The organism is Phyllobacterium sp. MT110 (genome assembly GCF_058792715.1).
In genome coordinates this window covers 288,921-309,680 of record NZ_JBXAFE010000002.1, presented here as the reverse complement: position 1 = coordinate 309,680, position 20,760 = coordinate 288,921, and the positions used below count along the sequence as shown (strand labels likewise).

The 20,760-nt window shown below is 58.6% G+C and carries 23 protein-coding genes; 8 read left to right on the top strand and 15 right to left on the bottom strand.

The features are described 5' to 3' along the window. Positions 1-45: 45 nt before the first annotated feature. Genes queC through AC1Q5O_RS13055 form a run of 5 tightly spaced genes read left to right on the top strand, consistent with a single transcriptional unit; the run spans position 46 to position 2,762 of the window. Entirely contained in the window at positions 46-756 is a 711-nt protein-coding gene (queC, locus tag AC1Q5O_RS13075; RefSeq protein WP_223613873.1) for a 7-cyano-7-deazaguanine synthase QueC, read from the top strand. After that, entirely contained in the window at positions 753-1,412 is a 660-nt protein-coding gene (gene queE / locus AC1Q5O_RS13070) for a 7-carboxy-7-deazaguanine synthase (protein ID WP_492563504.1), read from the top strand. The genes queC and queE overlap by 4 nt, the downstream gene beginning before the upstream one ends. 54 nt (positions 1,413-1,466) lie before the next feature. Then, on the top strand, positions 1,467-1,853 hold the full coding sequence (locus AC1Q5O_RS13065; RefSeq protein WP_464661848.1) for a 6-pyruvoyl trahydropterin synthase family protein: 387 nt from the start codon (positions 1,467-1,469) through the stop codon (positions 1,851-1,853). A gap of 23 nt (positions 1,854-1,876) precedes the next feature. Then, the gene (gene queF, locus AC1Q5O_RS13060) at positions 1,877-2,311 is read left to right on the top strand and encodes a preQ(1) synthase (RefSeq protein ID WP_374042705.1); all 435 of its coding nucleotides are present in this window, start codon (positions 1,877-1,879) and stop codon (positions 2,309-2,311) included. A gap of 25 nt (positions 2,312-2,336) precedes the next feature. After that, complete coding sequence (locus AC1Q5O_RS13055) at positions 2,337-2,762, top strand: OsmC family protein (protein ID WP_492563502.1); 426 nt, start codon at positions 2,337-2,339, stop codon at positions 2,760-2,762. A 93-nt stretch (positions 2,763-2,855) separates the two neighbouring features. Here the strand turns inward: AC1Q5O_RS13055 and leuC are convergent, their stop codons facing one another. The 7 genes from leuC to rimM form a co-directional block, all read right to left on the bottom strand. Beyond that, positions 2,856-4,265, bottom strand: a complete 1,410-nt coding sequence (gene leuC, locus AC1Q5O_RS13050) for a 3-isopropylmalate dehydratase large subunit (protein ID WP_464661852.1) — start codon at positions 4,263-4,265, stop codon at positions 2,856-2,858. Positions 4,266-4,448: 183 nt separating this feature from the next. Continuing rightward, positions 4,449-5,267 carry an amino acid ABC transporter permease gene (locus AC1Q5O_RS13045; RefSeq protein ID WP_492563500.1) on the bottom strand — a complete coding sequence of 273 codons (819 nt, stop codon included), beginning with the start codon at positions 5,265-5,267 and terminating at the stop codon, positions 4,449-4,451. Positions 5,268-5,275: 8 nt separating this feature from the next. Further along, positions 5,276-6,070 carry a basic amino acid ABC transporter substrate-binding protein gene (locus AC1Q5O_RS13040; RefSeq protein ID WP_492563499.1) on the bottom strand — a complete coding sequence of 265 codons (795 nt, stop codon included), beginning with the start codon at positions 6,068-6,070 and terminating at the stop codon, positions 5,276-5,278. 206 nt (positions 6,071-6,276) lie between these two features. Beyond that, a complete protein-coding gene (rplS, locus tag AC1Q5O_RS13035) occupies positions 6,277-6,729 on the bottom strand; it encodes a 50S ribosomal protein L19 (protein ID WP_105734617.1) in 453 nt (150 codons plus the stop codon). A gap of 193 nt (positions 6,730-6,922) precedes the next feature. Then, positions 6,923-7,450 carry a GNAT family N-acetyltransferase gene (locus AC1Q5O_RS13030; protein ID WP_492563497.1) on the bottom strand — a complete coding sequence of 176 codons (528 nt, stop codon included), beginning with the start codon at positions 7,448-7,450 and terminating at the stop codon, positions 6,923-6,925. A 13-nt stretch (positions 7,451-7,463) separates the two neighbouring features. After that, positions 7,464-8,180 carry a tRNA (guanosine(37)-N1)-methyltransferase TrmD gene (trmD, locus tag AC1Q5O_RS13025; protein ID WP_492563494.1) on the bottom strand — a complete coding sequence of 239 codons (717 nt, stop codon included), beginning with the start codon at positions 8,178-8,180 and terminating at the stop codon, positions 7,464-7,466. After that, a complete protein-coding gene (gene rimM, locus AC1Q5O_RS13020; RefSeq protein ID WP_492563492.1) occupies positions 8,177-8,755 on the bottom strand; it encodes a ribosome maturation factor RimM in 579 nt (192 codons plus the stop codon). The genes trmD and rimM overlap by 4 nt, the downstream gene beginning before the upstream one ends. Before the next feature lie 154 nt (positions 8,756-8,909). Between rimM and AC1Q5O_RS13015 the strand changes: the two genes are divergently transcribed. The 3 genes from AC1Q5O_RS13015 to AC1Q5O_RS13005 all read left to right on the top strand — a co-directional run bounded on the left by AC1Q5O_RS13015 (position 8,910) and on the right by AC1Q5O_RS13005 (position 11,564). After that, positions 8,910-9,866, top strand: a complete 957-nt coding sequence (locus AC1Q5O_RS13015) for a tyrosine recombinase XerC (RefSeq protein ID WP_492563491.1) — start codon at positions 8,910-8,912, stop codon at positions 9,864-9,866. A 245-nt stretch (positions 9,867-10,111) separates the two neighbouring features. Then, the gene (locus AC1Q5O_RS13010) at positions 10,112-11,179 is read left to right on the top strand and encodes a TraB/GumN family protein (protein ID WP_492563490.1); all 1,068 of its coding nucleotides are present in this window, start codon (positions 10,112-10,114) and stop codon (positions 11,177-11,179) included. Positions 11,180-11,318: 139 nt separating this feature from the next. Continuing rightward, complete coding sequence (locus AC1Q5O_RS13005) at positions 11,319-11,564, top strand: hypothetical protein (protein ID WP_492563489.1); 246 nt, start codon at positions 11,319-11,321, stop codon at positions 11,562-11,564. 68 nt (positions 11,565-11,632) lie between these two features. Here the strand turns inward: AC1Q5O_RS13005 and lpdA are convergent, their stop codons facing one another. From lpdA to AC1Q5O_RS12965, 8 genes are all read right to left on the bottom strand, one after another. Beyond that, positions 11,633-13,039, bottom strand: coding sequence for a dihydrolipoyl dehydrogenase (gene lpdA / locus AC1Q5O_RS13000; RefSeq protein WP_492563488.1), 1,407 nt, complete (start codon positions 13,037-13,039; stop codon positions 11,633-11,635). A gap of 33 nt (positions 13,040-13,072) precedes the next feature. Then, positions 13,073-13,603 carry a hypothetical protein gene (locus AC1Q5O_RS12995; protein ID WP_464661862.1) on the bottom strand — a complete coding sequence of 177 codons (531 nt, stop codon included), beginning with the start codon at positions 13,601-13,603 and terminating at the stop codon, positions 13,073-13,075. Between the two features lie 8 nt (positions 13,604-13,611). Further along, positions 13,612-14,262 carry a LysE family translocator gene (locus AC1Q5O_RS12990; protein WP_492563485.1) on the bottom strand — a complete coding sequence of 217 codons (651 nt, stop codon included), beginning with the start codon at positions 14,260-14,262 and terminating at the stop codon, positions 13,612-13,614. Positions 14,263-14,264: 2 nt separating this feature from the next. After that, positions 14,265-14,714, bottom strand: a complete 450-nt coding sequence (locus AC1Q5O_RS12985) for a VOC family protein (RefSeq protein WP_464661865.1) — start codon at positions 14,712-14,714, stop codon at positions 14,265-14,267. Positions 14,715-14,833: 119 nt separating this feature from the next. Next, complete coding sequence (gene odhB / locus AC1Q5O_RS12980) at positions 14,834-16,114, bottom strand: 2-oxoglutarate dehydrogenase complex dihydrolipoyllysine-residue succinyltransferase (RefSeq protein WP_346306098.1); 1,281 nt, start codon at positions 16,112-16,114, stop codon at positions 14,834-14,836. 47 nt (positions 16,115-16,161) lie between these two features. Next, positions 16,162-19,164: a 2-oxoglutarate dehydrogenase E1 component gene (locus AC1Q5O_RS12975; RefSeq protein WP_492563483.1), complete on the bottom strand. Its 3,003-nt coding sequence runs from the start codon at positions 19,162-19,164 to the stop codon at positions 16,162-16,164. Between the two features lie 182 nt (positions 19,165-19,346). Further along, positions 19,347-20,261 (bottom strand): succinate--CoA ligase subunit alpha, encoded by a 915-nt coding sequence (sucD, locus tag AC1Q5O_RS12970; RefSeq protein ID WP_105734202.1) that lies wholly within the window; start codon positions 20,259-20,261, stop codon positions 19,347-19,349. Positions 20,262-20,273: 12 nt separating this feature from the next. After that, the gene (locus tag AC1Q5O_RS12965) at positions 20,274-20,759 is read right to left on the bottom strand and encodes a DUF1579 family protein (RefSeq protein WP_492563482.1); all 486 of its coding nucleotides are present in this window, start codon (positions 20,757-20,759) and stop codon (positions 20,274-20,276) included. Position 20,760: the final 1 nt, after the last annotated feature.

Below are 20,760 nucleotides of genomic sequence, written 5' to 3'. Positions count from 1 at the left end.
GGTCCGCGCCCTGTAAGGGGGCCGCTTCATTGAAGAGGTTCATTCATGGCTCGTAATGCTGACGGCGCACTCGTCCTTTTTTCCGGCGGGCAGGATTCTGCAACCTGTCTTGCCTGGGCGCTCTCCCGGTTTGACCGGGTGGAGACGGTCGGCTTCGACTATGGCCAGCGCCACAGGGTGGAACTGGATGTGCGCAATGATTTCCGCGCCGAAGTGATCCACCGGTTTCCCGATTGGGCGGAACGCCTTGGCGACGATCACCGGCTTGATGCAGGCGTCATCGGCCAGCTCGGCGCTACCGGGATGACCGAAGACATTGCCATCGAGATGGCAGAGAACGGCCTGCCCAACACATTCGTGCCCGGCCGTAACCTTTTGTTTTTCACGCTTGCCGCTGCCCTCGCCTACCGGCGCGGATTGCGCGTCATCGTCGGCGGCATGTGCGAGACGGACTATTCCGGCTATCCCGACTGCCGCGACGACACGCTCAAGGCACAACAGGTCGCCCTTTCGCTGGGACTGGATCGCCGCATCACCATCGAAACCCCGCTGATGTGGCTGGACAAGGCTGAAACCTTCGCACTGGCTCGCGACATAGGCGGCGAACCGCTGCTCGATATGATCATTGAAAACACCCACACCTGCTATCTCGGCGACCGCTCGGCCCGCCATGCCTGGGGCTATGGCTGCGGCACCTGCCCGGCCTGCGCCCTGCGTTCCGGCGGCTGGTCCAAATTCAAGGCGGAAGCCGCATGACGTATGCCGTCAAGGAAATTTATCTGACGCTGCAGGGCGAGGGAAACCATACCGGCCGCGCCGCGGTGTTCATGCGCTTTGCCGGATGCAATCTCTGGTCCGGGCTTGAACGCGACCGGGCGGACGCCCAGTGCCGGTTCTGCGATACGGATTTCGTTGGCGTGGATGGCCCCGGCGGCGGGAAGTTCAAAACCGCCGACGCGCTTGCCGATGCCGTTGCCGACGCGTGGCCAAAAAGCGCTCGCTCCAAGGGCAAGCCCTATGTCATCTGCACCGGCGGCGAACCGCTGCTGCAGCTGGACAAGCCGTTGATCGACGCCTTCCACGCGAGAGGCTTCGAAGTCGGCGTCGAGACCAACGGCACGATTGCAGCGCCTGATGGCATTGACTGGATTTGCGTGTCGCCAAAGGCCGATACCACACTTGTCCAGACCAGCGGTCACGAGCTCAAGCTTGTCTATCCCCAGGCGGAAGCCCGAACCGATCCGGCCCATTTCGAACGCCTTTCCTTTCAGCATTTCTATTTGCAGCCTCTTGACGTCATCGGTGATCCGGCGCAAACCGCCCGGCATGTGGCATCTGCAGCGGCCTATTGCCTCGCCCATCCGCTTTGGCGGCTGAGCACGCAGACACATAAACTGATCGGCTTGCCCTGAGGGCAGGCTTTTTTGGCGGGCGCCTGTATTGCGCCAGAGCTGACGGGAAAAACCATGAGAATCTTTATCGACTTCAATTTTGAAGCGGCTCACCATCTGCCGCACTCTTTTCCGGACGGGCATGTCAACCAGCGCCTGCACGGACACAGTTTTCGCGTCCGCGTCAGCCTGCAGGGCCGGCCGGACCCCAAAACCGGGCTGATCGCCGATCTTGGTGCGGTCAAGATCACGGTCGACAGCGCAAAAGACGCATTGGATCATCGCTATCTCAACGAAATTGCCGGACTGGAGTTGCCGACGCTTGAAACCATCGCCATATGGCTGTGGCGGCGTATTGCTCCGGACCTTCCGGCGCTGGCCGAGATCGGCATTTACCGCGACAGCTGCGGTGAAGGCTGTGAATATCAGGGCGAGTTTGAAACACTGGAGGAAGCGGCATGAGTCATTACGCAGAACAGGCAACGATGCTGGGCAAGGATGTTCCCATCCCGCATCATCCCGATGAAGCCTTGCTCGACGCTGTCCCCAACCCGCAGGCGGGGACACTGTTTCTGGCACGCTTCACCTGCCCGGAATTCACCTCACTGTGTCCCGTAACCGGCCAGCCGGATTTCGGCCATCTGGTTATCGATTACGCGCCGGACCAGGCCCTGGTCGAATCCAAGTCGCTGAAGCTTTTTCTGACCAGCTTCCGCAATCACGGCGCCTTTCACGAGGATTGCACCGTGAATATCGGCAAACGCATCGTGGAGGCGGTCAAGCCGCTCTGGCTGCGCATCGGCGGTTACTGGTATCCGCGCGGCGGTATCCCCATCGATGTCTTCTGGCAGACCGGGCCGGTACCGGAGGGTCTGTGGCTGCCGGACCAGGGCGTGCCCACCTATCGCGGCCGCGGCTGACCAGGATACAGAGGGAGACGATCCAATGGCTGAGCTCAGGGTAAGAACACGGGATGTCGGCGCCACGGCCGTTCTGGAGCGAGGCGGTCAACCCGTTGTCACATCCCATACGGGCGGCGTACTGAACGTCGCCCACGCGGTTTCGGAGCAGGGTTTTGCACCCCTTGATCTGCTCTATGCATCGCTTTCCGCCTGCCTGGTGCTCAGCGCCAAAATGGCGGCGTCGCGGCTCGGCGTTGCCGACAAGCTGGAGGCGGTTCAAGCGCATGTTACGGGCGACAAGGCCAAGAACGGTCTTTCGCGCGTTGACCATTTCCATATAGCCTTCACCATCACCGGCGATATTGATGACGCGACAAAGCATGCGATCGTCGAGGCCGCAGAAAACGAGATTTGCACCGTAAGCAATACGCTGCGCGGCGATCCCGCCTTCACGACAACACTGAGCTAATCCGCCTTCCGGCGAGAATGCGCGGTAAAAAGGTTATAAAAACGGGGCCAGTGGCCCCGTTTTTTGTAGAGTTTCACAAGAAATGGCCGAAGCCTATTTCCACTCGCGAATATCAACGAAATGACCAGCGATTGCGGCGGCGGCGGCCATGGCCGGCGAAACGAGATGCGTACGGCCCTTGAAACCCTGACGGCCCTCGAAATTACGGTTCGACGTGGACGCACAGCGCTCGCCCGGCTTCAGCCGGTCGTCATTCATGGCAAGACACATCGAGCAGCCCGGCTCGCGCCAGTCAAAACCGGCAGCCCTGAAAATCTTGTCGAGGCCTTCCGCTTCCGCCTGCTCCTTGACCAGACCCGAACCCGGAACGATCATGGCATCGACCGTTTCCGCAACCTTGCGGCCTTCGACAACCTTGGCGACAGCACGCAGATCTTCGATACGGCCGTTGGTGCACGAGCCGATAAAGACCCGATCAAGCTTGATCTCGGTCATCGGTGTGCCAGGCTTCAGGCCCATGTAGTCCAGTGCACGCCACTTCGACGTACGCTTGTTCTCGTCGGTGATTTCGTCAGGATTAGGCACGGCACCGGTGATCGAGATCACGTCTTCCGGCGACGATCCCCAGGAAACAATTGGCGGCAGGTCGGCGGCATTGAGCACGACCACCTTATCGAAATGGGCGCCCTCGTCGGACTTCAGTGTCTTCCAGTATTCGACCGCCTGATCGAACGCTTCACCCTTCGGGGCGCGCGGCTTGTCCTTCACATAGGCAAAGGTTGTTTCGTCGGGCGCAATCAGGCCTGCGCGGGCGCCGCCTTCGATCGACATGTTGCAGATCGTCATACGGCCTTCCATCGACAGCGCGCGGATGGCTTCGCCGGCATACTCGATGACATAGCCGGTGCCGCCGGCGGTGCCGATTTCGCCGATAATGGCAAGTATGATGTCCTTGGCGGTGACGCCGGCCGGCAGAACGCCATCAACACGCACCAGCATGTTCTTGGCTTTTGACTGGATCAGCGTCTGGGTGGCCAGAACATGCTCGACTTCCGACGTGCCGATGCCATGGGCAAGCGCACCGAAGGCACCATGTGTCGATGTATGGCTGTCGCCGCACACGATGGTCATGCCCGGAAGCGTGAAGCCCTGCTCCGGTCCGATGATGTGGACGATGCCCTGGCGGATGTCCTTCTCGGAATAATATTCGACGCCGAAATCCGCAGCATTCTTGGCCAATGCTTCAACCTGGATACGGCTTTCCTCGTTCTTGATGCCGTTGACGCGATCCGGCGAGGTCGGCACATTATGGTCGACGACAGCCAGTGTCTTTTCCGGGTGACGGACCTTGCGGTTGGTAAGGCGCAAGCCTTCGAAAGCCTGCGGGCTGGTCACTTCATGCACAAGGTGACGATCAATATAGAGAAGGCAGGTGCCATCGGCCTGCTGATCAACCAGATGATCATCCCAGATCTTGTCATAGAGTGTACGTGGCGCAGTCATCGCGATATCCTCGGCAATGGTAGGTGCTGTAAGATTATGTCGTGGACATATGCACTCGGTGCCCACTTACGTCAAGAAACAAGCGATAAAAGTAATATTTCGGCGACAAAGCGCCGCGACCGGCACCCGATTCTCCATGATTTTGAGGCGATTCTCCCGGCATCGTTATGAGCCACGCGCAGCTCATGTCCGATCATTCAGCCGCGTTTCAAGCCAACGCAGGCTCAGGGACAGGCTGATCGTCAGGATCAGGTAGACATAGGCAACGACGGAATAGGTTTCGAAAAAGCGGAACGAACCCGAGGCGTAGACCTTGCCCATTTGCGTCACGTCGACAACGCCAAGCACCGATACGAGCGACGAATCCTTCACCATCGAGATGAAGTCGTTGCCATAGGGTGGCAGAATGGTGCGCAATGCCTGCGGCATCACGATCAGCCGGAAGCGCTGGAACCGTTTCAGCCCGAGTGCCTTGGCCGCCTCGATCTGTCCCGCATCGACGGCCTGGATCCCCGCGCGAAAAATTTCCGCCAGAAATGCCGCATAGGCAAGTGTCAGGGCAATGATCGCCCGCCACAGAAGCGAAAAGTCCCGCACCTGCAAGGGCTCGAACAGGCCGGCGCTCTGAAGCGGATGGGTGAGGAAATTCCACAGGGCGACAACTGCCGGCGCACCAACAAAGGCGATGTAGAACAGGAGAACCAGCAGAGGAATTCCGCGAACGATTTCGACGTAGAACCGGGCGGTCTGCCGCAGGACGATATGTTCCGAGAGGCTCATCAGCGCGAGCAGAAGGCCGAGCCCCGATGCGAGCAGGAATGCCAGGAGCGAGACCCAGACGGTGATCCAGATGCCTTGCGAGACCGTGGAGAACACCTGCCCGTAGATATCGCTGACCAGGATGGCTATGCCGAGCACAACAGCGATGGCCGCGGCAACGGCCAACCACCAGGGGAAGTCCTTCCTGACGAAAGGACTTCTGTTCTGTGAGGGAACTGACAACCGGCCGCCTACTGGCCGAGCTTGTAGTCGAGGAACCACTTTTTGTTGAGGGCGTCGAACGTGCCGTCGGCCTTCAAGACTTCGATGGCGGCATTCACCGGACCGACGAGATCCGAGCCCTTGGCGAAGATGAAACCGAAATCCTCAGCACCCAACGGGCCGCCAACGAGCTTCAGCGCGCCGCCGGACGCATCCACATAGCCTTTGCCTGCCGTACTGTCAGTCAAGACCACGTCAACGTCGCCGGTCTTGAGAGCTTGGATCGTCGCGCCAAACGTTTCGAACAGCTTGATACGCGGATTTTGCTCGTTACCGTCAAGCAGATTGTAGACGGCCACGTAGAAATTGGTCGTACCCGGCTGGGCGCCGACGAGACCGTCTTTTATTTCACCAAAGGTCTTTGCATCAGAAAAGCGCTTTTCATCAGCGCGAACCAGCATGAATTGCTCTGAGCGCATGTAGGGTTCGGAAAAATCCACCTTCTGCTTGCGCTCGTCATTGATGGTGATGCCGGTCATGCCGATCTGGTACTGATTGTCGGCCACGGCCTGAATCATCGCATCCCAGCTGGTATTCAGATATTCCACTTTGAAATTCAACCGTTTGGCGATTTCGTTCATGGCATCATATTCCCAGCCGACCGGCTTGCCGGTTTTGGGATCGACAAATTGCAGCGGCGGATAGGCATTCTCCGTCACAACCGCAACTTTCTTGCCGCCAAGGTCGGGAAGGGGAGCCGCCAACGCGGAAAATGGAACCATGGCGAGTGCAAGCCCCGCAAGAAAAACGGATCGCAAATTCATGTCAGACCTCTAATATTGCGTTTTGATCAAGCGAAGCACAAATTTCATTTTATGAAGGCCCCGTCAATCCCCGAACGGCATGCAACTGCTTTATTCGCTATCGCGCAAGCACGATTTTTTCAACCGGGCAAGGAAATGGAAACAGCCTTGCCCGAAACAAAAAAGGCGGTCCGAAGACCGCCTTTTCAAACTCAAAACAATCGCGCTTATTCAGCAGCGGGTGCCTTAGCAACGGTTTCTTCCGTTACCTTTTCGGCTGTACCGGTGACCGGAACAGCGGCTTTGCCCTTGCGGTTGTCTTTCTTTTCGACAATGCGGGCAGCCTTACCGGTCAGGCCGCGCAGGTAGTAGAGCTTCGCGCGGCGAACCTTGCCGCGACGGACGATCTCTACGCCTTCAACCAGCGGGGAAATGATCGGGAATACGCGTTCAACGCCTTCGCCGTAGGAAATCTTGCGAACTGTGAAGTTCTCGTTGATGCCAGCGCCGTTGCGGGCAATGCAGACGCCTTCATAAGCCTGAACGCGGGTACGTGTACCTTCCGTCACGCGAACATTAACGCGGACTGTGTCGCCTGGCTTGAAATCCGGAAGCACGCGCTTGGCTTCGATTTTTGCTCTCTGTTCGAGATCGAGCTGACGAATAATATCGACGGTCATCGTCTTCATCCTTTTCTTTTTCAAACAGCCAGAGCGCTCAACACTTGCAATGCAGCATCCTGGCCGCATGTCTATGCCTCTGAGGAGGCAGGAGCGAATTCACCATCCATTGATTATCGGACTTGGGATTTTCCCGAGTTCGCGGCCAGATACACCATAAAAGTCCGTTTGTCACCTCTGGCAGCGATTCTTTTTAGCGCCGATTGCCACCCGAGTCGAGACGAAGCGGTTTCCGCATGAAGACCCGCTGTGTCTCGTCAAGGCCCCTTTCGATGTGATCCAGGCGGATATGCAACAGCGCAGCACTGAGAGCATCGTCGGGAACATCGGTGAATCCAAGCCGCCGGTAATAGGGCGCATTCCACGGAACATCCCGGAACGTGGACAACAGCAGCCCCATCCTGGCCTCGTTCCGGGCGCGATCCTCCACCAGCCCGATCAGTGCCGATCCGATGCGTTTGCCGGCATGGGCCGGATCCACATCGACCTGTTCGATATAGAGATGATCATCAACCACATCAAAAATCACGAAGGCGACCGGCCGTTTGTCAACCGCAACAAGAAGGCGATTCTGACTTATCCGTTCAAGCAGAAGGGACGCGGATGTAGGATCGTCATTGGCGATGTCTTCCATGCCGACCGCGCGGAACCGCACCGCGGAGGCCCGTTCAATGGCCTGGACAGCAGGCACATCCCCTGCATCACCGCTGCGAAACTGCATTGTCCTGATCCTGTTATTTACGCGGCTTCCTGGCCTGCGGATGACGATCCCACAGGTCCGGACGCCGTTCCTGCGTCAGTTTTTCCGCTTCGGCCCTGCGCCATTTCTCAATGGCCCCGTGGTTTCCGGAGAGAAGCACGTCGGGAATGCGGCGCCCTTCCCACTCCTGCGGCTTGGTGTATTGCGGATGCTCCAGCAACCCGGTCTCAAAACTCTCCGTTTCGCCCGACTGGGCATTGCCCATCACACCGGGCAAGAGGCGAACGATCGCATCGAGAACAACGATAGCTGCCGTCTCGCCGCCGGAAAGGATGTAATCGCCGATTGAAACTTCTTCAAAGCCGCGCGCTTCGATCAACCGTTCGTCGACGCCTTCGAACCGGCCGCACAGAATGATTGCACCGGGGCCCGCAGCAAGTTCGCGCACGCGATCCTGGCTCAGCGGCTTGCCGCGGGGGCTCATGAAGAGCCGCGGCCGCTCATCCGCCACCGCATCGACGGCACGCGCCAGGACATCTGCCTTCATCACCATACCAGCCCCGCCGCCGGCTGGCGTGTCGTCCACCATGCGGTGCCGATCCGTGGCGAAATCGCGAATCTGTACTGTTTCAAGCGACCATGCCGTATCGGCCAATGCCTTTCCGGCAAGAGAGACGCCGAGCGGCCCGGGGAACATTTCCGGATAGAGCGTCAGCACCGTCGCCCGGAAACCGGCAGCCTTGCCGCTCATGGCCGCTCTTTCCCGCCATCACCACCCAGCTGCCTGCGCCGGTCTTCTTCTTCGTTCTCGTCAGGAATAAGCCCGGCGGCCGCGGGATCGATAACGACCTGTCCAGCCTTGATGTCGATATGTGGCACGGCGGCCTGGGTGAACGGAATCAGCATCGGCCGGCGCCCCGGTATTGTCAGCTCGATGAGATCACCGCCACCGAAATTGAACATGGCCGAAACCTTGCCATAGGGATTGCCTGCTGCGTCGACGGCATCGAGCCCGATCAGGTCCGCATGATAGAACTCATCTTCCTCAAGCTCTTCCGGCAGCTGCGAGCGGTCAATGAACAGCGTCGTGCCGTTCAGCGCTTCGGCCATGTTACGGTCATTGACCCCGCGGAACCGCACAACGACAACCGTATTGGCCGGGCGGATAGCCAGAATCTCGAAGCTTCTGCCGGTCACATCGTAAAGCAGGCCATAATCGGCAAGCGCCAGCGGATCACCGGTAAACGTCTTGACCCGCACTTCGCCGCGCGTTCCGTGTGCTGCACCGATAACGGCGAGTTGCACTGGATCATTCAATTTTGCCATCGGGCTGTTCCATTCCTATCTTCTCTTCCCGACGAATTACTCTGTCTTTGGCCAAACGCCAAGTGCGAAGGATCAGCCCCCAAGGGAAAGCGAAACGACTCCGTAAGGACTGTCGTGGCATGGTCTACTCCGATACACGGTAAGGAGTATGGCAATGGTGGCGCAGCCCCAGAATGCCGAGTTTCTTGTTTCGGCCCGGCCAGACCTCATCGCGGCGCGGGAAGAATGGCTCAGATCACTGAAAAGCACCCGGCGTCTGGCGGCCAACACGCTGGAAGCCTATGAGCGCGACACCCGTCAGTTCTTCCAGTTTCTCACCGGTCATCTCGCTGAGCCGCCGTCCCTGAAGGACGTGGCAACCTTGCGGATTGCCGATCTGCGATCCTACCTGGCGCGGCGGCGGAATGACGGTGCCGGCGCGCGCACGCTCGGGCGTGGTCTTGCGGGCATTCGTTCATTTCTGCGCCATCTGGAAAAGCAGGGCATGGCCAATGCAGCAGCTTCCATTGCCATGCGCGCGCCGAAGCAGCCGAAATCCCTGCCAAAGCCGCTGACGACCGTCGATGCACGCCGCGTGGTGGAAAAAGGCGAACAGCTCAATGAGGAATCCTGGATTGCCGCGCGCAATGCGGCGGTGCTGACCCTGCTCTACGGTTGCGGCCTGCGCATTTCCGAAGCACTTAACCTGGACGGCGCCGCCTTGCGCGATGCCTCGGCGCGTTCCATCCCCATCACAGGCAAGGGCGGCAAGACACGCATGGTGCCGCTCCTGCCGATAGTGCACCGGGCGGTCGAGGAATACCGCACGCTTTGCCCATACGAACTGGAAGCGGGCAAGCCGCTGTTTCGCGGCGCGCGAGGCGGTGAACTGCATCCGGCCATCATCCAGCGCGACATGCAGAAAATGCGCGGCGCGCTCGGCCTGCCGGGGACCGCGACGCCGCATGCCCTGCGCCATTCCTTCGCGACCCATTTGCTCGGGCGCGGCGGCGATTTGCGTACGATCCAGGAACTGCTCGGCCATGCAAGCCTGTCAACGACGCAGGTCTATACCGGCGTTGATACCGACAGACTGATGGAAATCTACGACAAGGCACATCCCCGCGCCTGAACGGTCCCATATTGATTGTTACAAACAATCTGCAAACTAGTGGTCCGATTCTGACATTTGCATCCCTTCGATACAAGCCATTCAGGCAAATGTCAGAATCAAAGGACCACTAGCAAGCATATAATTCTAGTGGAACTTTGAATTTGACATTCGCTTGTTGCGCGTGATGTCAAATGAGATGCGAATGTCAAATTCGTTCCACTAGCTTTAACGCCTTTTTGTCAAACCCCATATATGCATTGATGATGACCCATTCCGGCCCCACCACTTCTCTTGATCGCATTGCTGAGAGCGCACTGAGGCTCCTGGCTTTCCTGAGCTGGATTCTGCTCGCCTCATTTCTTGTCGTGGCGTTTGGCGCAACCCGGGCCCGTGCGGAGGATGCCTCCTGTGGCGGACGCGATCTCGTCGCCGAAATGGCCAAGTCGGACCCTGCAAAGCTGGCCGCCTTGCGCAAGGAAGCAGCCGCAACGGTGAACGGCAAAGGCATCCTTTGGAAGATCGGAAAGCCGGGAACCAAACCTTCCTGGCTCTTTGGCACCATGCATTTGACGGATCCGCGCGTGCTCAAGCTTTCAGACGCGGCTCAAACAGCCTATCAGGGCGCGGCAACGGTCGTCATTGAAACCGACGAGGTGCTTGATCCAAAAGCGCCCTTGAAAGTCATGGCGCAGGATCCGGGATTGATGATGTTCACCGACGAGAACACGCTGGAGAAGCTCATTCCAGCTGACAAGCTCGAGGATGTGAAAGCGGGCCTCGCCGCACGCGGCCTGTCGTTGACGGCGCTCAACAAGATGCAGCCATGGATCGTGACAAGCATGCTGGCCATGCCTCCCTGCGAGCTGACGCGCAGTAAAAGCGGCACAGCCTTCCTCGACGTCAAGCTCGCCCAGGACGCCAAGGCACAGGGCAAGACGGTCACGGGGCTTGAAACCATCAAGGATCAGCTCAGCGCCATGGCATCCCTGCCGCTGAAATTCCATGTCGAGGGACTTGTCGAGACACTGACACTTGCCCCGAAACTGCCCGACATGTTTGAAACCATGACCCTGCTTTACACCCGGGGCGACATAGCCATGATTTTCCCGGTGATACGGTCCATCTCTCCCGATGGCACGACGAGCGGCGAAAACTATGCCGCGTTCGAGGAAAAGATGGTCAATGCTCGCAACCGCGTCATGGCGGAACATGCGGTTCCCATCATCGACAAGGGCAATGCCTTTATAGCGGTGGGAGCCTTGCATCTTCCCGGAGAAAAGGGGCTGGTGTCTCTGCTGCGCAGCAAGGGCTTTACGGTCGAGGCGCAATAACCTTAAATTTTGTCACATCTGGCAGAGTGATTCCAAGCCCTTATATAAGGCTGGTCAGCCAGATGATGGGCGATTTCGGAACCTAGGCTGTTCTGAGCCGTTTATCATTCTGAATGCAAAGAGTGTGACGGAGGACATGATGACCTATGATCCCAATTTGCAGCGTCCGGTGGATACCCAGTCCGATCGTGAGCCCAACGCAACTCCATCGGGCGGCAGCGGCTTTCTGATTGCAGGTATTCTGATCGCAGCGTTGATTATCGGCGGTTATTATTATCTGAACAACAGTTCGACCATGGATGGCCCGGAACCGGCAGCACCAACAACGCAGGCGCCAGCACCTGCAGCGCCTGCTCCCGCCAATTCGGCCCCAAGCAACAACTAGTTCCAAAGTACTTTGGAAACCAAAAAGGCCCGAAATTTCGGGCCTTTTCTCATTTTCGTGCTTGGAGATTACATGTGAATTGGCTTGGCGAAGGTTGCCAGGGCAGCTTCGCGGACGGCTTCGGACATTGTCGGATGGGCATGGGTTGTCCGTGCCAGATCCTCTGACGAACCGCCAAATTCCATCAGGACCGTTGCTTCGTGGATCATTTCGCCGGCGCCAAAGCCGACAATGTGAACGCCAAGCACACGATCGCTCGCCTTATCAGCGAGGATTTTGACAAAGCCATCGGCCTGCAGCATGGCGCGGGCACGGCCATTGGCTGTGAACGGAAACTTTCCGGCCTTGTACTCGATGCCGGCTGCCTTCAACTCTTCTTCAGTTTTTCCGACCGAAGCCACTTCCGGTTGCGTATAGACGACACTCGGAATGGCATCGAAATTCACATGTCCCGCCTGTCCGGCCAGAATCTCGGCAACGGCAATGCCTTCGTCTTCGGCCTTGTGCGCCAGCATCGGGCCCTGGACGACGTCGCCGATGGCGTAGATACCCGCGACGTTAGTCTGCCAATGCTCGTTGATTGCCACCCGTCCGCGATCATCGACGGCAACGCCGGCTTCCTTGAGCCCCAGACCGTCCGTGTAGGGGCGGCGGCCGGTGGATACGAGAACGGCATCAGCCGCGATGGTCTGGGCTTCACCGCCCTTGACCGGCTCGAACGTCACCTTGGCTCCGTTGCCGGACTTTTCGACGCCCGTCACCTTGGCGCCAAGCTTGAATGCGATTCCCTGCTTTTCCAGCATGCGCTGGAACTGGCGCGACACTTCACCGTCCATCGGTCCGAGAATCTTGTCGAGATACTCGACAACGGTAACCTTGGCGCCGAGGCGTGCCCAGACCGAGCCCAGCTCAAGCCCGATGACACCGCCGCCAACAACAATCAGATTTTCCGGAACCTTGTCGAAATCCAACGCGCCGGTCGAAGATACGATGATTTTTTCATCGAACTTGACATCGACACCCGGAATGCCGGCGACATCGGAACCGGTGGCGATGACAATGTTCTTCGCCTCGATTTCCTGCACCTTACCATCGTCGCCGGTGACGGACACCTTACCCGCTGCCACAACCTTGCCGGTTCCCTTGAAGGTGTCGATCTTGTTCTTCTTGAACAGGAAGGCCACGCCGCTGACATTGGACTCAACCGTTGCGTCCTTATGGGCAAGCATCGCCTTCAGGTTGAGCTTTGGCGTACCAACCTCGACGCCCAGTTTTGCATGGGTGTGGCCAGCCTCATGGAAGACTTCCGAAGCATGCAGCAATGCCTTGGAGGGAATGCAACCGATATTGAGGCAGGTGCCGCCAAATGTATCGCGCTTTTCGATCACCGCAGTCTTCAGGCCGAGCTGTGCAGCCTTGATCGCACAGACATAGCCGCCAGGGCCTGTTCCGATGATGACGACGTCATATGACATGATTCAATCCTTCTGTTCTGACGCAACGCGAAACTATTGTTCGGGCACGCATTCTTTGAAACGGAAGACTTCCCACGGGAAAGCCTCCAAGGGTTTTTCAAGTTTGAAATTGAAGCTGCTCATGGCGCCGGAAAAATCCGGCAAGAGCAATGCCTGGGCCGAAGGCTCCTTGGCCTTTGGCAGGAGCTCGGCATCGGCACCTTCCTTCAAGGCATAAACCACACCTTTCCAGACCGTGCATTGTTGCAGCTCTGCACCTGTCGCATCGCCCGCCGGGCATTTGTATCTGATGGTGGCATTGGGCCTACCGCCATCCTTGTCCCACATGACAACACCATCCATCTTCAGATCGCTGTCATTCATCTTGATCGTGAATTCATCGGAGGTGACCGCTGCGCCATCGTCGGGAACACTTTTGAAGGTCAGCGTGTAATCATCGTCCCGATCCGTATAGACCGCATGGTCCTGCAAACACGCCGCGAAAGCTGGCGACGACAGGATGATGCCGAGTGCTGCAAGCAGGGTGACACTTTTTGCGGGACGGAGGCGAAGCAACGCGGTCATCGGTATTCCTAACTCGCCTGCTGGGTAGCAAGCTTGATACCAAGGCCGATGAAAACCAGACCGGTCACGCGGTTGAACCAGCGTCCCCACGCAACAAAGCGATCCCGTACGGATTGCATGGTGAAGAACGTCGATACGGCAACAAACCAGGCAATCAGCGCGGTTGCCATGAACAGGCCATAGGTCGCCTGCACCAGCGCCGGGGTTTCATGGCTAACCAGCGCTGAAAACAGCGACAGGAAGAAAAGAACCGGCTTGGGGTTGAGCGCATTGGTGACAAATCCCGTGAGAAAGCAACGCCAGTCGGAAATGTTCTTTTCCGCGGCGTCTTCCAAGATATCTCCCGGTGCTTCCCCAGATGCTTCCATGCCGGGAGCGCGTAGAGCCTTGATGCCCAGATAAAAGAGATAGGCAGCGCCGGCCCATTTCAGCATGCCGAAGAGAAACAGCGATTTGGACACCAGGAGGCCAAGGCCAAGAATGGTATAGCTGATATGGAAGAGCAAAGAGGCACCGATGCCGAAGCTGGTCATGATGGCACTGCGGCGGCCATGCACGATGCTCTGCCGCACAACAATGGCAAAGTCAGCGCCCGGCGAGACGATCATGATCGAGAAGACGGCCATCAGGCCGAGGAACTCATACATGTAGTGTGACATGCTTATTCTCCGGCAGGCGCTTCAAGCGCGGCGTTGAAGGCCCAGACATGACCGAAGGGATCACGAATACGGCCATAGCGGGCATTCCAGAACGTATCCTCGACGGGCATGATCAGTGCCGCACCGGCCGCCACCGCACGGTTCACCGCCGCATCGACATCGGCAGGCCTGGCGAGATTGATGTTCAGCGCAATGCTCGCCCCGCCGCGGGTGACCGGCGACATGACATCGTTCTCACCGTCCGGGTTTTTGTACTCGGGGAATTCGTCGTGCAGCATGATCGAGCCGCCAAACAGCGACAGATTGGCATGCAGCACGCGTTTGCCATCCTCGGTCAGCTGCTTGAAGGTATTTTCGGCACCAAAGGCCTTTTCGTAGAAGGCGATCGCCTCGAGGCCGCCTTTCACGCAGATATGGGGTTCGACAGGTGGGAAATTCGGTGCAAAAGCCATTTTGAATCGCCTTTCATCACGTCATTTTGTGATTGGGCCGCAAGACTAAGTCAATCCGGTGCAATTCACCACACTGCAAAAACGGCCCCGCCTTGCCGGCAAGGCCGTTCTTCGCAATCTTACAGGTCGAGAACCAGACGTTCCGGATCTTCCAGGCTTTCCTTGACCCGCACGAGGAAGGTCACAGCTTCCTTGCCATCAACGATGCGATGATCATAGCTGAGGGCAAGATACATCATCGGACGGATAACGATCTGGCCGCCAACGACAACCGGACGATCCTGGATCTTGTGCATGCCGAGAATACCGGACTGCGGCGCATTGAGGATCGGCGAAGACATCAGCGAACCGTAGACGCCGCCATTGGAAATGGTGAACGTACCGCCCTGCATATCGGCCATGGACAGCGCGCCATCGCGGGCAGCTCTGCCGAGGCGGCCGATGTCCTTCTCGATTTCCGCAATCGACATCTGGTCGGCATTGCGCACGACCGGCACGACGAGGCCCTTGTCCGTACCGACGGCAACGCCGACATGGGCAAAGTTCTTGTAGATGATGTCAGTGCCATCGATCTCGGCATTGACCGCCGGGATTTCCTTCAGTGCGTGGGTGACCGCCTTGGTGAAGAAACCCATGAAGCCGAGCTTGACGCCGTGCTTCTTCTCGAAGATTTCCTTGTAGCGGTTGCGCAGGTCCATCACGGCCGACATGTCCACTTCATTGTAAGTGGTCAGCATCGCTGCCGTGCTCTGGGCATCCTTGAGGCGGCGCGCAATGGTCTGGCGCAGGCGGGTCATTTTCACGCGTTCTTCGCGCGATGCATCATCAGCCGAAGAGGCGGGACGCGCTGCCTGCGGGGCAGGAGCAGCGGCAGGCTGTGCGGCAATGCCCTTGGCGACAGCATCAAGCACATCGCCCTTGAGAACCTGGCCGCGCTTGCCCGAACCCTCGACCTGCGAGACCGAAACGCCCTTTTCTGCCAGCAGCTTTGATGCTGCGGGGGACGCAGGCATCTCGCTCTCCTTGCGTTCTGTGATCGGCGTGTTGCCGGCAACCTGAGCAGCCTTGTCCTCGGCTTCTGCCGTTGACGACGCACCGGCGGCACCCGATGCCTGGGCAATGGCTTCGGGCTTGGCCTCTTCCTTTTTCGCAGAAGCGGCACCGGCGCCGCCAATCATGCCGAGCAAGGCACCAACCTCGACCGTATCGCCTTCCTTGGCGGTGATTTCCTCAAGGGAACCGGCAGCGGAGGCCGGAACCTCGATTGTTACCTTATCGGTCTCGAGTTCCACCAAAGGCTCGTCGACGGCAATCGCATCGCCGACTTTCTTGAACCATTTGCCAATGGTCGCTTCGGAAACGGATTCGCCCAGCGTTGGGACGCGGATTTCGGTTGCCATGATCTTGCTCTTCCGTTGATCTTCAGATGACTTCTGTTTGTTGTGGTTTAGGCGCCGAGGGCATCTTCAAGGAATGCTTCGAGCTGTGCAAGGTGTTTGGACATGAGGCCCGTTGCAGGCGATGCAGCGGCAGGACGTCCGGTATAGCGGACACGCTGATGCTTGGCATCGATATGCGCCAGAACCCATTCCAGATAGGGGTCGATGAAGGCCCAGGCACCCATGTTCTTGGGTTCTTCCTGACACCAGACCATCTCCGCATTGCGGAAACGCGACAGTTCCGTGATCAGCGCCTTGGCCGGGAACGGATACAGCTGTTCCACGCGCAGCAGGTAGACATCATCGATGCCGCGCTTTTCGCGCTCTTCGTAGAGGTCGTAGTAGACCTTGCCCGAGCAGAGCACGACACGGCGGATCTTGGAGTCCTTCTGCAGCTTGATCGGCTGATCTTTCAGCAGCTGCGCATCGTCCCACAGCAGACGGTGGAACGAAGAATCGCCGGTGAAATCGCTGATGGAAGACACGGCACGCTTGTGGCGCAGCAGCGACTTCGGTGTCATCAGGATCAGCGGCTTGCGGAAGTCACGCTTCATCTGGCGGCGCAGGATGTGGAAGTAATTGGCAGGCGTGGTGCAGTTCGCCACCTGCATATTGTCTTCCGCACAGAGCTGCAGATAACGCTCGAGGCGGGCCGACGAATGTTCCGGACCCTGACCCTCGTAGCCATGCGGCAGCAGGCAGACGAGACCGGACATGCGCAGCCACTTGCGCTCACCCGACGAGATGAACTGATCGAACACCACCTGGGCGCCGTTGGCGAAATCGCCGAACTGGGCTTCCCACAGGGTCAGCGCGCGCGGATCGGACAGCGAATAGCCGTATTCGAAACCAAGCACGGCTTCTTCCGAAAGCATCGAATTGATGACTTCGTAGATGGCCTGACCCTTCTGCAGGTTGTTGAGCGGGATGTAGCGCTGCTCGGTTTCCTGATCGTAGAGAACCGAATGACGCTGGCTGAACGTACCGCGTTCCACATCCTGGCCGGAAAGACGGATCGGGTGGCCTTCGATGACCAGCGAACCAAAGGCAAGAGCCTCGGCCATTGCCCAGTCGAACCCTTCGCCCGACTCGATCATCTTGGCGCGGTTGTCCTGAAAACGCTGGATCGTCCGGTGCACATTGAAACCGCCGGGAACCTCGGACAGTTTCTTGCCGATTTCCTTGACTGTCTTCAACGGGAGCCCGGTCTTGCCCCGGCGCTGCTCGTCGGCATTGTCGGCCGTACGCAGACCGCTCCAGGCGCCATCCAGCCAGTCGGCCTTGTTGGGCTTGTAGTGTTGTCCGGCTTCGAATTCCTGTTCGAGCTTTTCGCGCCAGGCGGAACGCATGGCATCGACTTCCGCCGGATTGACCAGACCTTCATCGATCAGCTTCTGCGAATAGAGCTGTACGGTGGTCTTCTGGCCGCGGATCGTCTTGTACATCAGCGGCTGCGTGAACGCAGGCTCGTCGCCCTCATTGTGGCCGAAGCGGCGGTAGCAGAACATGTCGATGACCACGGGCTTGTGGAACGTCATGCGATACTCCGTGGCAATCTTTGCCACGTAGACCACGGCTTCCGGATCGTCGCCATTCACGTGGAAAATCGGCGCCTCGATCATCTTCGCCACATCGGACGGATAGGGCGAGGAACGCGACAGGCGCGGATTGGTGGTGAAGCCGATCTGGTTGTTGATGATGAAATGCACCGTGCCGGCAACGCGGTGTCCGCGCAGGCCGGAAAGGCCAAGACATTCCGCAACCACACCCTGGCCGGCAAAGGCAGCATCGCCATGCAGCAGCAGCGGCATGATCTTGGCGCGCTCGGACAAAGGCACCATATCATCACGTTCGCGACCGGCGAGGAGATCCTGCTTGGCACGCGCCTTGCCCATGACAACCGGATTGACGATTTCGAGGTGCGAGGGATTGGCGGTCAGCGACAAATGCACCTTGTTGCCATCGAATTCGCGGTCCGACGACGCACCCAGATGGTACTTCACGTCGCCCGAACCTTCGACGTCGTCAGGCGTATAGGAGCCGCCCTTGAATTCATGGAAAATGGCGCGGTGCGGCTTAGCCATGAACTGGCTGAGCACGTTCAGGCGGCCACGATGGGCCATGCCGAGAACGATTTCCTTGAGGCCCATCGATCCGCCACGCTTGACGATCTGTTCGAGGGCCGGAATCAGCGATTCGCCGCCATCAAGGCCGAAACGCTTCGTGCCCTTGTACTTGACGTCGATGAACTGTTCGAAACCTTCGGCCTCGACCAGCTTGGAAAGGATGGCTTTCTTGCCTTCAGGCGTGAATGCGACGCCCTTGTCCGGGCCTTCGATGCGTTCCTGGATCCATGACTTTTCCACGGGATCAGAAATGTGCATGAACTCGACGCCGATGGTCGAGCAATAGGTGCGCTGCAGGATGTCGAGCATCTGCGGGATCGTCGCATATTCGAGACCCAGCACATTGTCGATGAATATCTTGCGGTCATAGTCGGCGGGCGAGAAACCGTAACTCTCGGGCGACAGCTCGTTGTAATCTTCCTTGACCTCGGCCAGGCCCAGCGGATCAAGCTTGGCATGCAGGTGGCCGCGCATGCGGTAGGCGCGGATCATCATGATGGCGCGCACCGAGTCGCGGGCGGCGTGAATGATGTCCGCATCGGAAGCAGTCTTGGCAACTGGTGCAGCCGCGCCGTTGGCCGACTTTGCCTTCAGCTTGTCGGTGATGTGCTTTTCGACCTCACCCCAGTTGCCGTCGAGCGCCGAAACCAGTTCACCGTTGCCGGCAATCGGCCAGTTCGGCTTCTCCCAGGACGCGCCCTGCGCATTCTTGATGACATCGGCCTTGCTGTCGTTGAGATTGGCGAAAAATTCCTGCCATTCGGGACCGACCGAATTCGGATCCTGCTCATACTGCGCATGCAGTTCCTCGATATAGTGAGCATTGCCACCATAGAGAAATGATGTGAGCGCGAAAATGTCGTTGGCCTGTTCTTGACGTGCCATGTGTGTGACCGGAGCACCCGCTCCGTCTCCCTTGATGAGAGCGTCCAGGACATCGTGCCCCGGAACACTCTGGGTTGAGGTTTCCGGCCCTTGCCGGGAAATCCCCCTGAATTGATCAGGGCGAACAGCCGCCCCGATCCGTCTTGGTCTTTGCCACAGGCGGAAATCCGCCCGCTTGGGTATTAGCCCTTGAGGACTTCAACCAATGTCTTGCCGAGCTGCGCCGGCGATGGCGACACACGGATGCCAGCTGCTTCCATGGCAGCGATCTTGTCTTCCGCACCGCCCTTGCCGCCGGAGATAACCGCGCCGGCATGGCCCATTGTGCGTCCGGGAGGAGCCGTACGTCCGGCAATGAAACCGGCCATTGGCTTCTTGCGGCCGCGCTTGGCTTCATCCGCGATGAACTGAGCTGCATCTTCCTCGGCCGAGCCACCGATTTCGCCGATCATGATGATCGACTTGGTTGCTTCGTCAGCCAGGAACATTTCCAGGATGTCGATGAACTCGGTGCCCTTTACAGGATCGCCGCCGATACCGACTGCGGTTGTCTGGCCAAGGCCTTCATTCGTTGTCTGGAACACTGCCTCATAGGTAAGTGTGCCGGAGCGGGATACAACACCCACCGAACCCTTCTGGAAGATATTGCCCGGCATGATGCCGATCTTGCATTCTTCCGGGGTAAGGACACCAGGGCAGTTCGGGCCGATCAGGCGTGAGGCGGAACGCTCGAGGCGGGCCTTGACGCGAACCATGTCGATGACCGGAATGCCTTCGGTGATGCAGATGATCAGCGGGATTTCCGCATCGATCGCTTCAATGATGGCTTCGGCAGCACCTGCCGGCGGCACATAGATGACCGAGGCGTTGGCGCCCGTGCGATCCTTGCCTTCGGCAACCGAGGCAAAGATCGGGAGCTGGGCACCGGCACCGGTCGGCAACTTGCCTTCCCAGGTCTCGCCGCCCTTTTTCGGGTGGATACCACCAACCATCTGGGTACCGTAATAGGCCAGAGCCTGTTCGGTGTGGAATGTTCCGGTCTTGCCGGTCAGGCCCTGCACGAGAACCTTGGTGTCTTTGTTGACGAGAATGGACATACGAGACCTTTTCTATTGGTGATCGACGGGCACGATGCGGCGGTAAATACCGCTGACAACGTCCTGCCAGATGTCGCTTCCGGCCGGTGCAAATTCCACACGCAACCGGAACCGGTCTTGATCTTCGAATTGATAGCGGCTGCGGGCCCTGCCGCGCGGTGACGACTTTTCCAGAACCAGTTCATCGCCGGACCACGTCCCCGTCGCCGGAGCGGGCGGGACAAAGCCGACGGTATCGAACTGATACAGCTTGTAGGTGCCGTCATTGACATCGAAGCCGAAAATGTTCCGGGCTTCGAATGTCGTCTGGCCATCGCGAACTTGACGATAGGTCTGGTTCAGAAACAATCCGCCGAGATCGCTCTCGGCGGAAAGATATCCCTTCGCCGCCCCGGCACGTGTCCAGGGCGTCGCCGAAACCTGCTCTTCGCCTTCAAACGAACCCAGAAGGGCCTGAAGGCGCTGATGCTCCGGTCGAAGGGGCGATGGGGTTGTCATC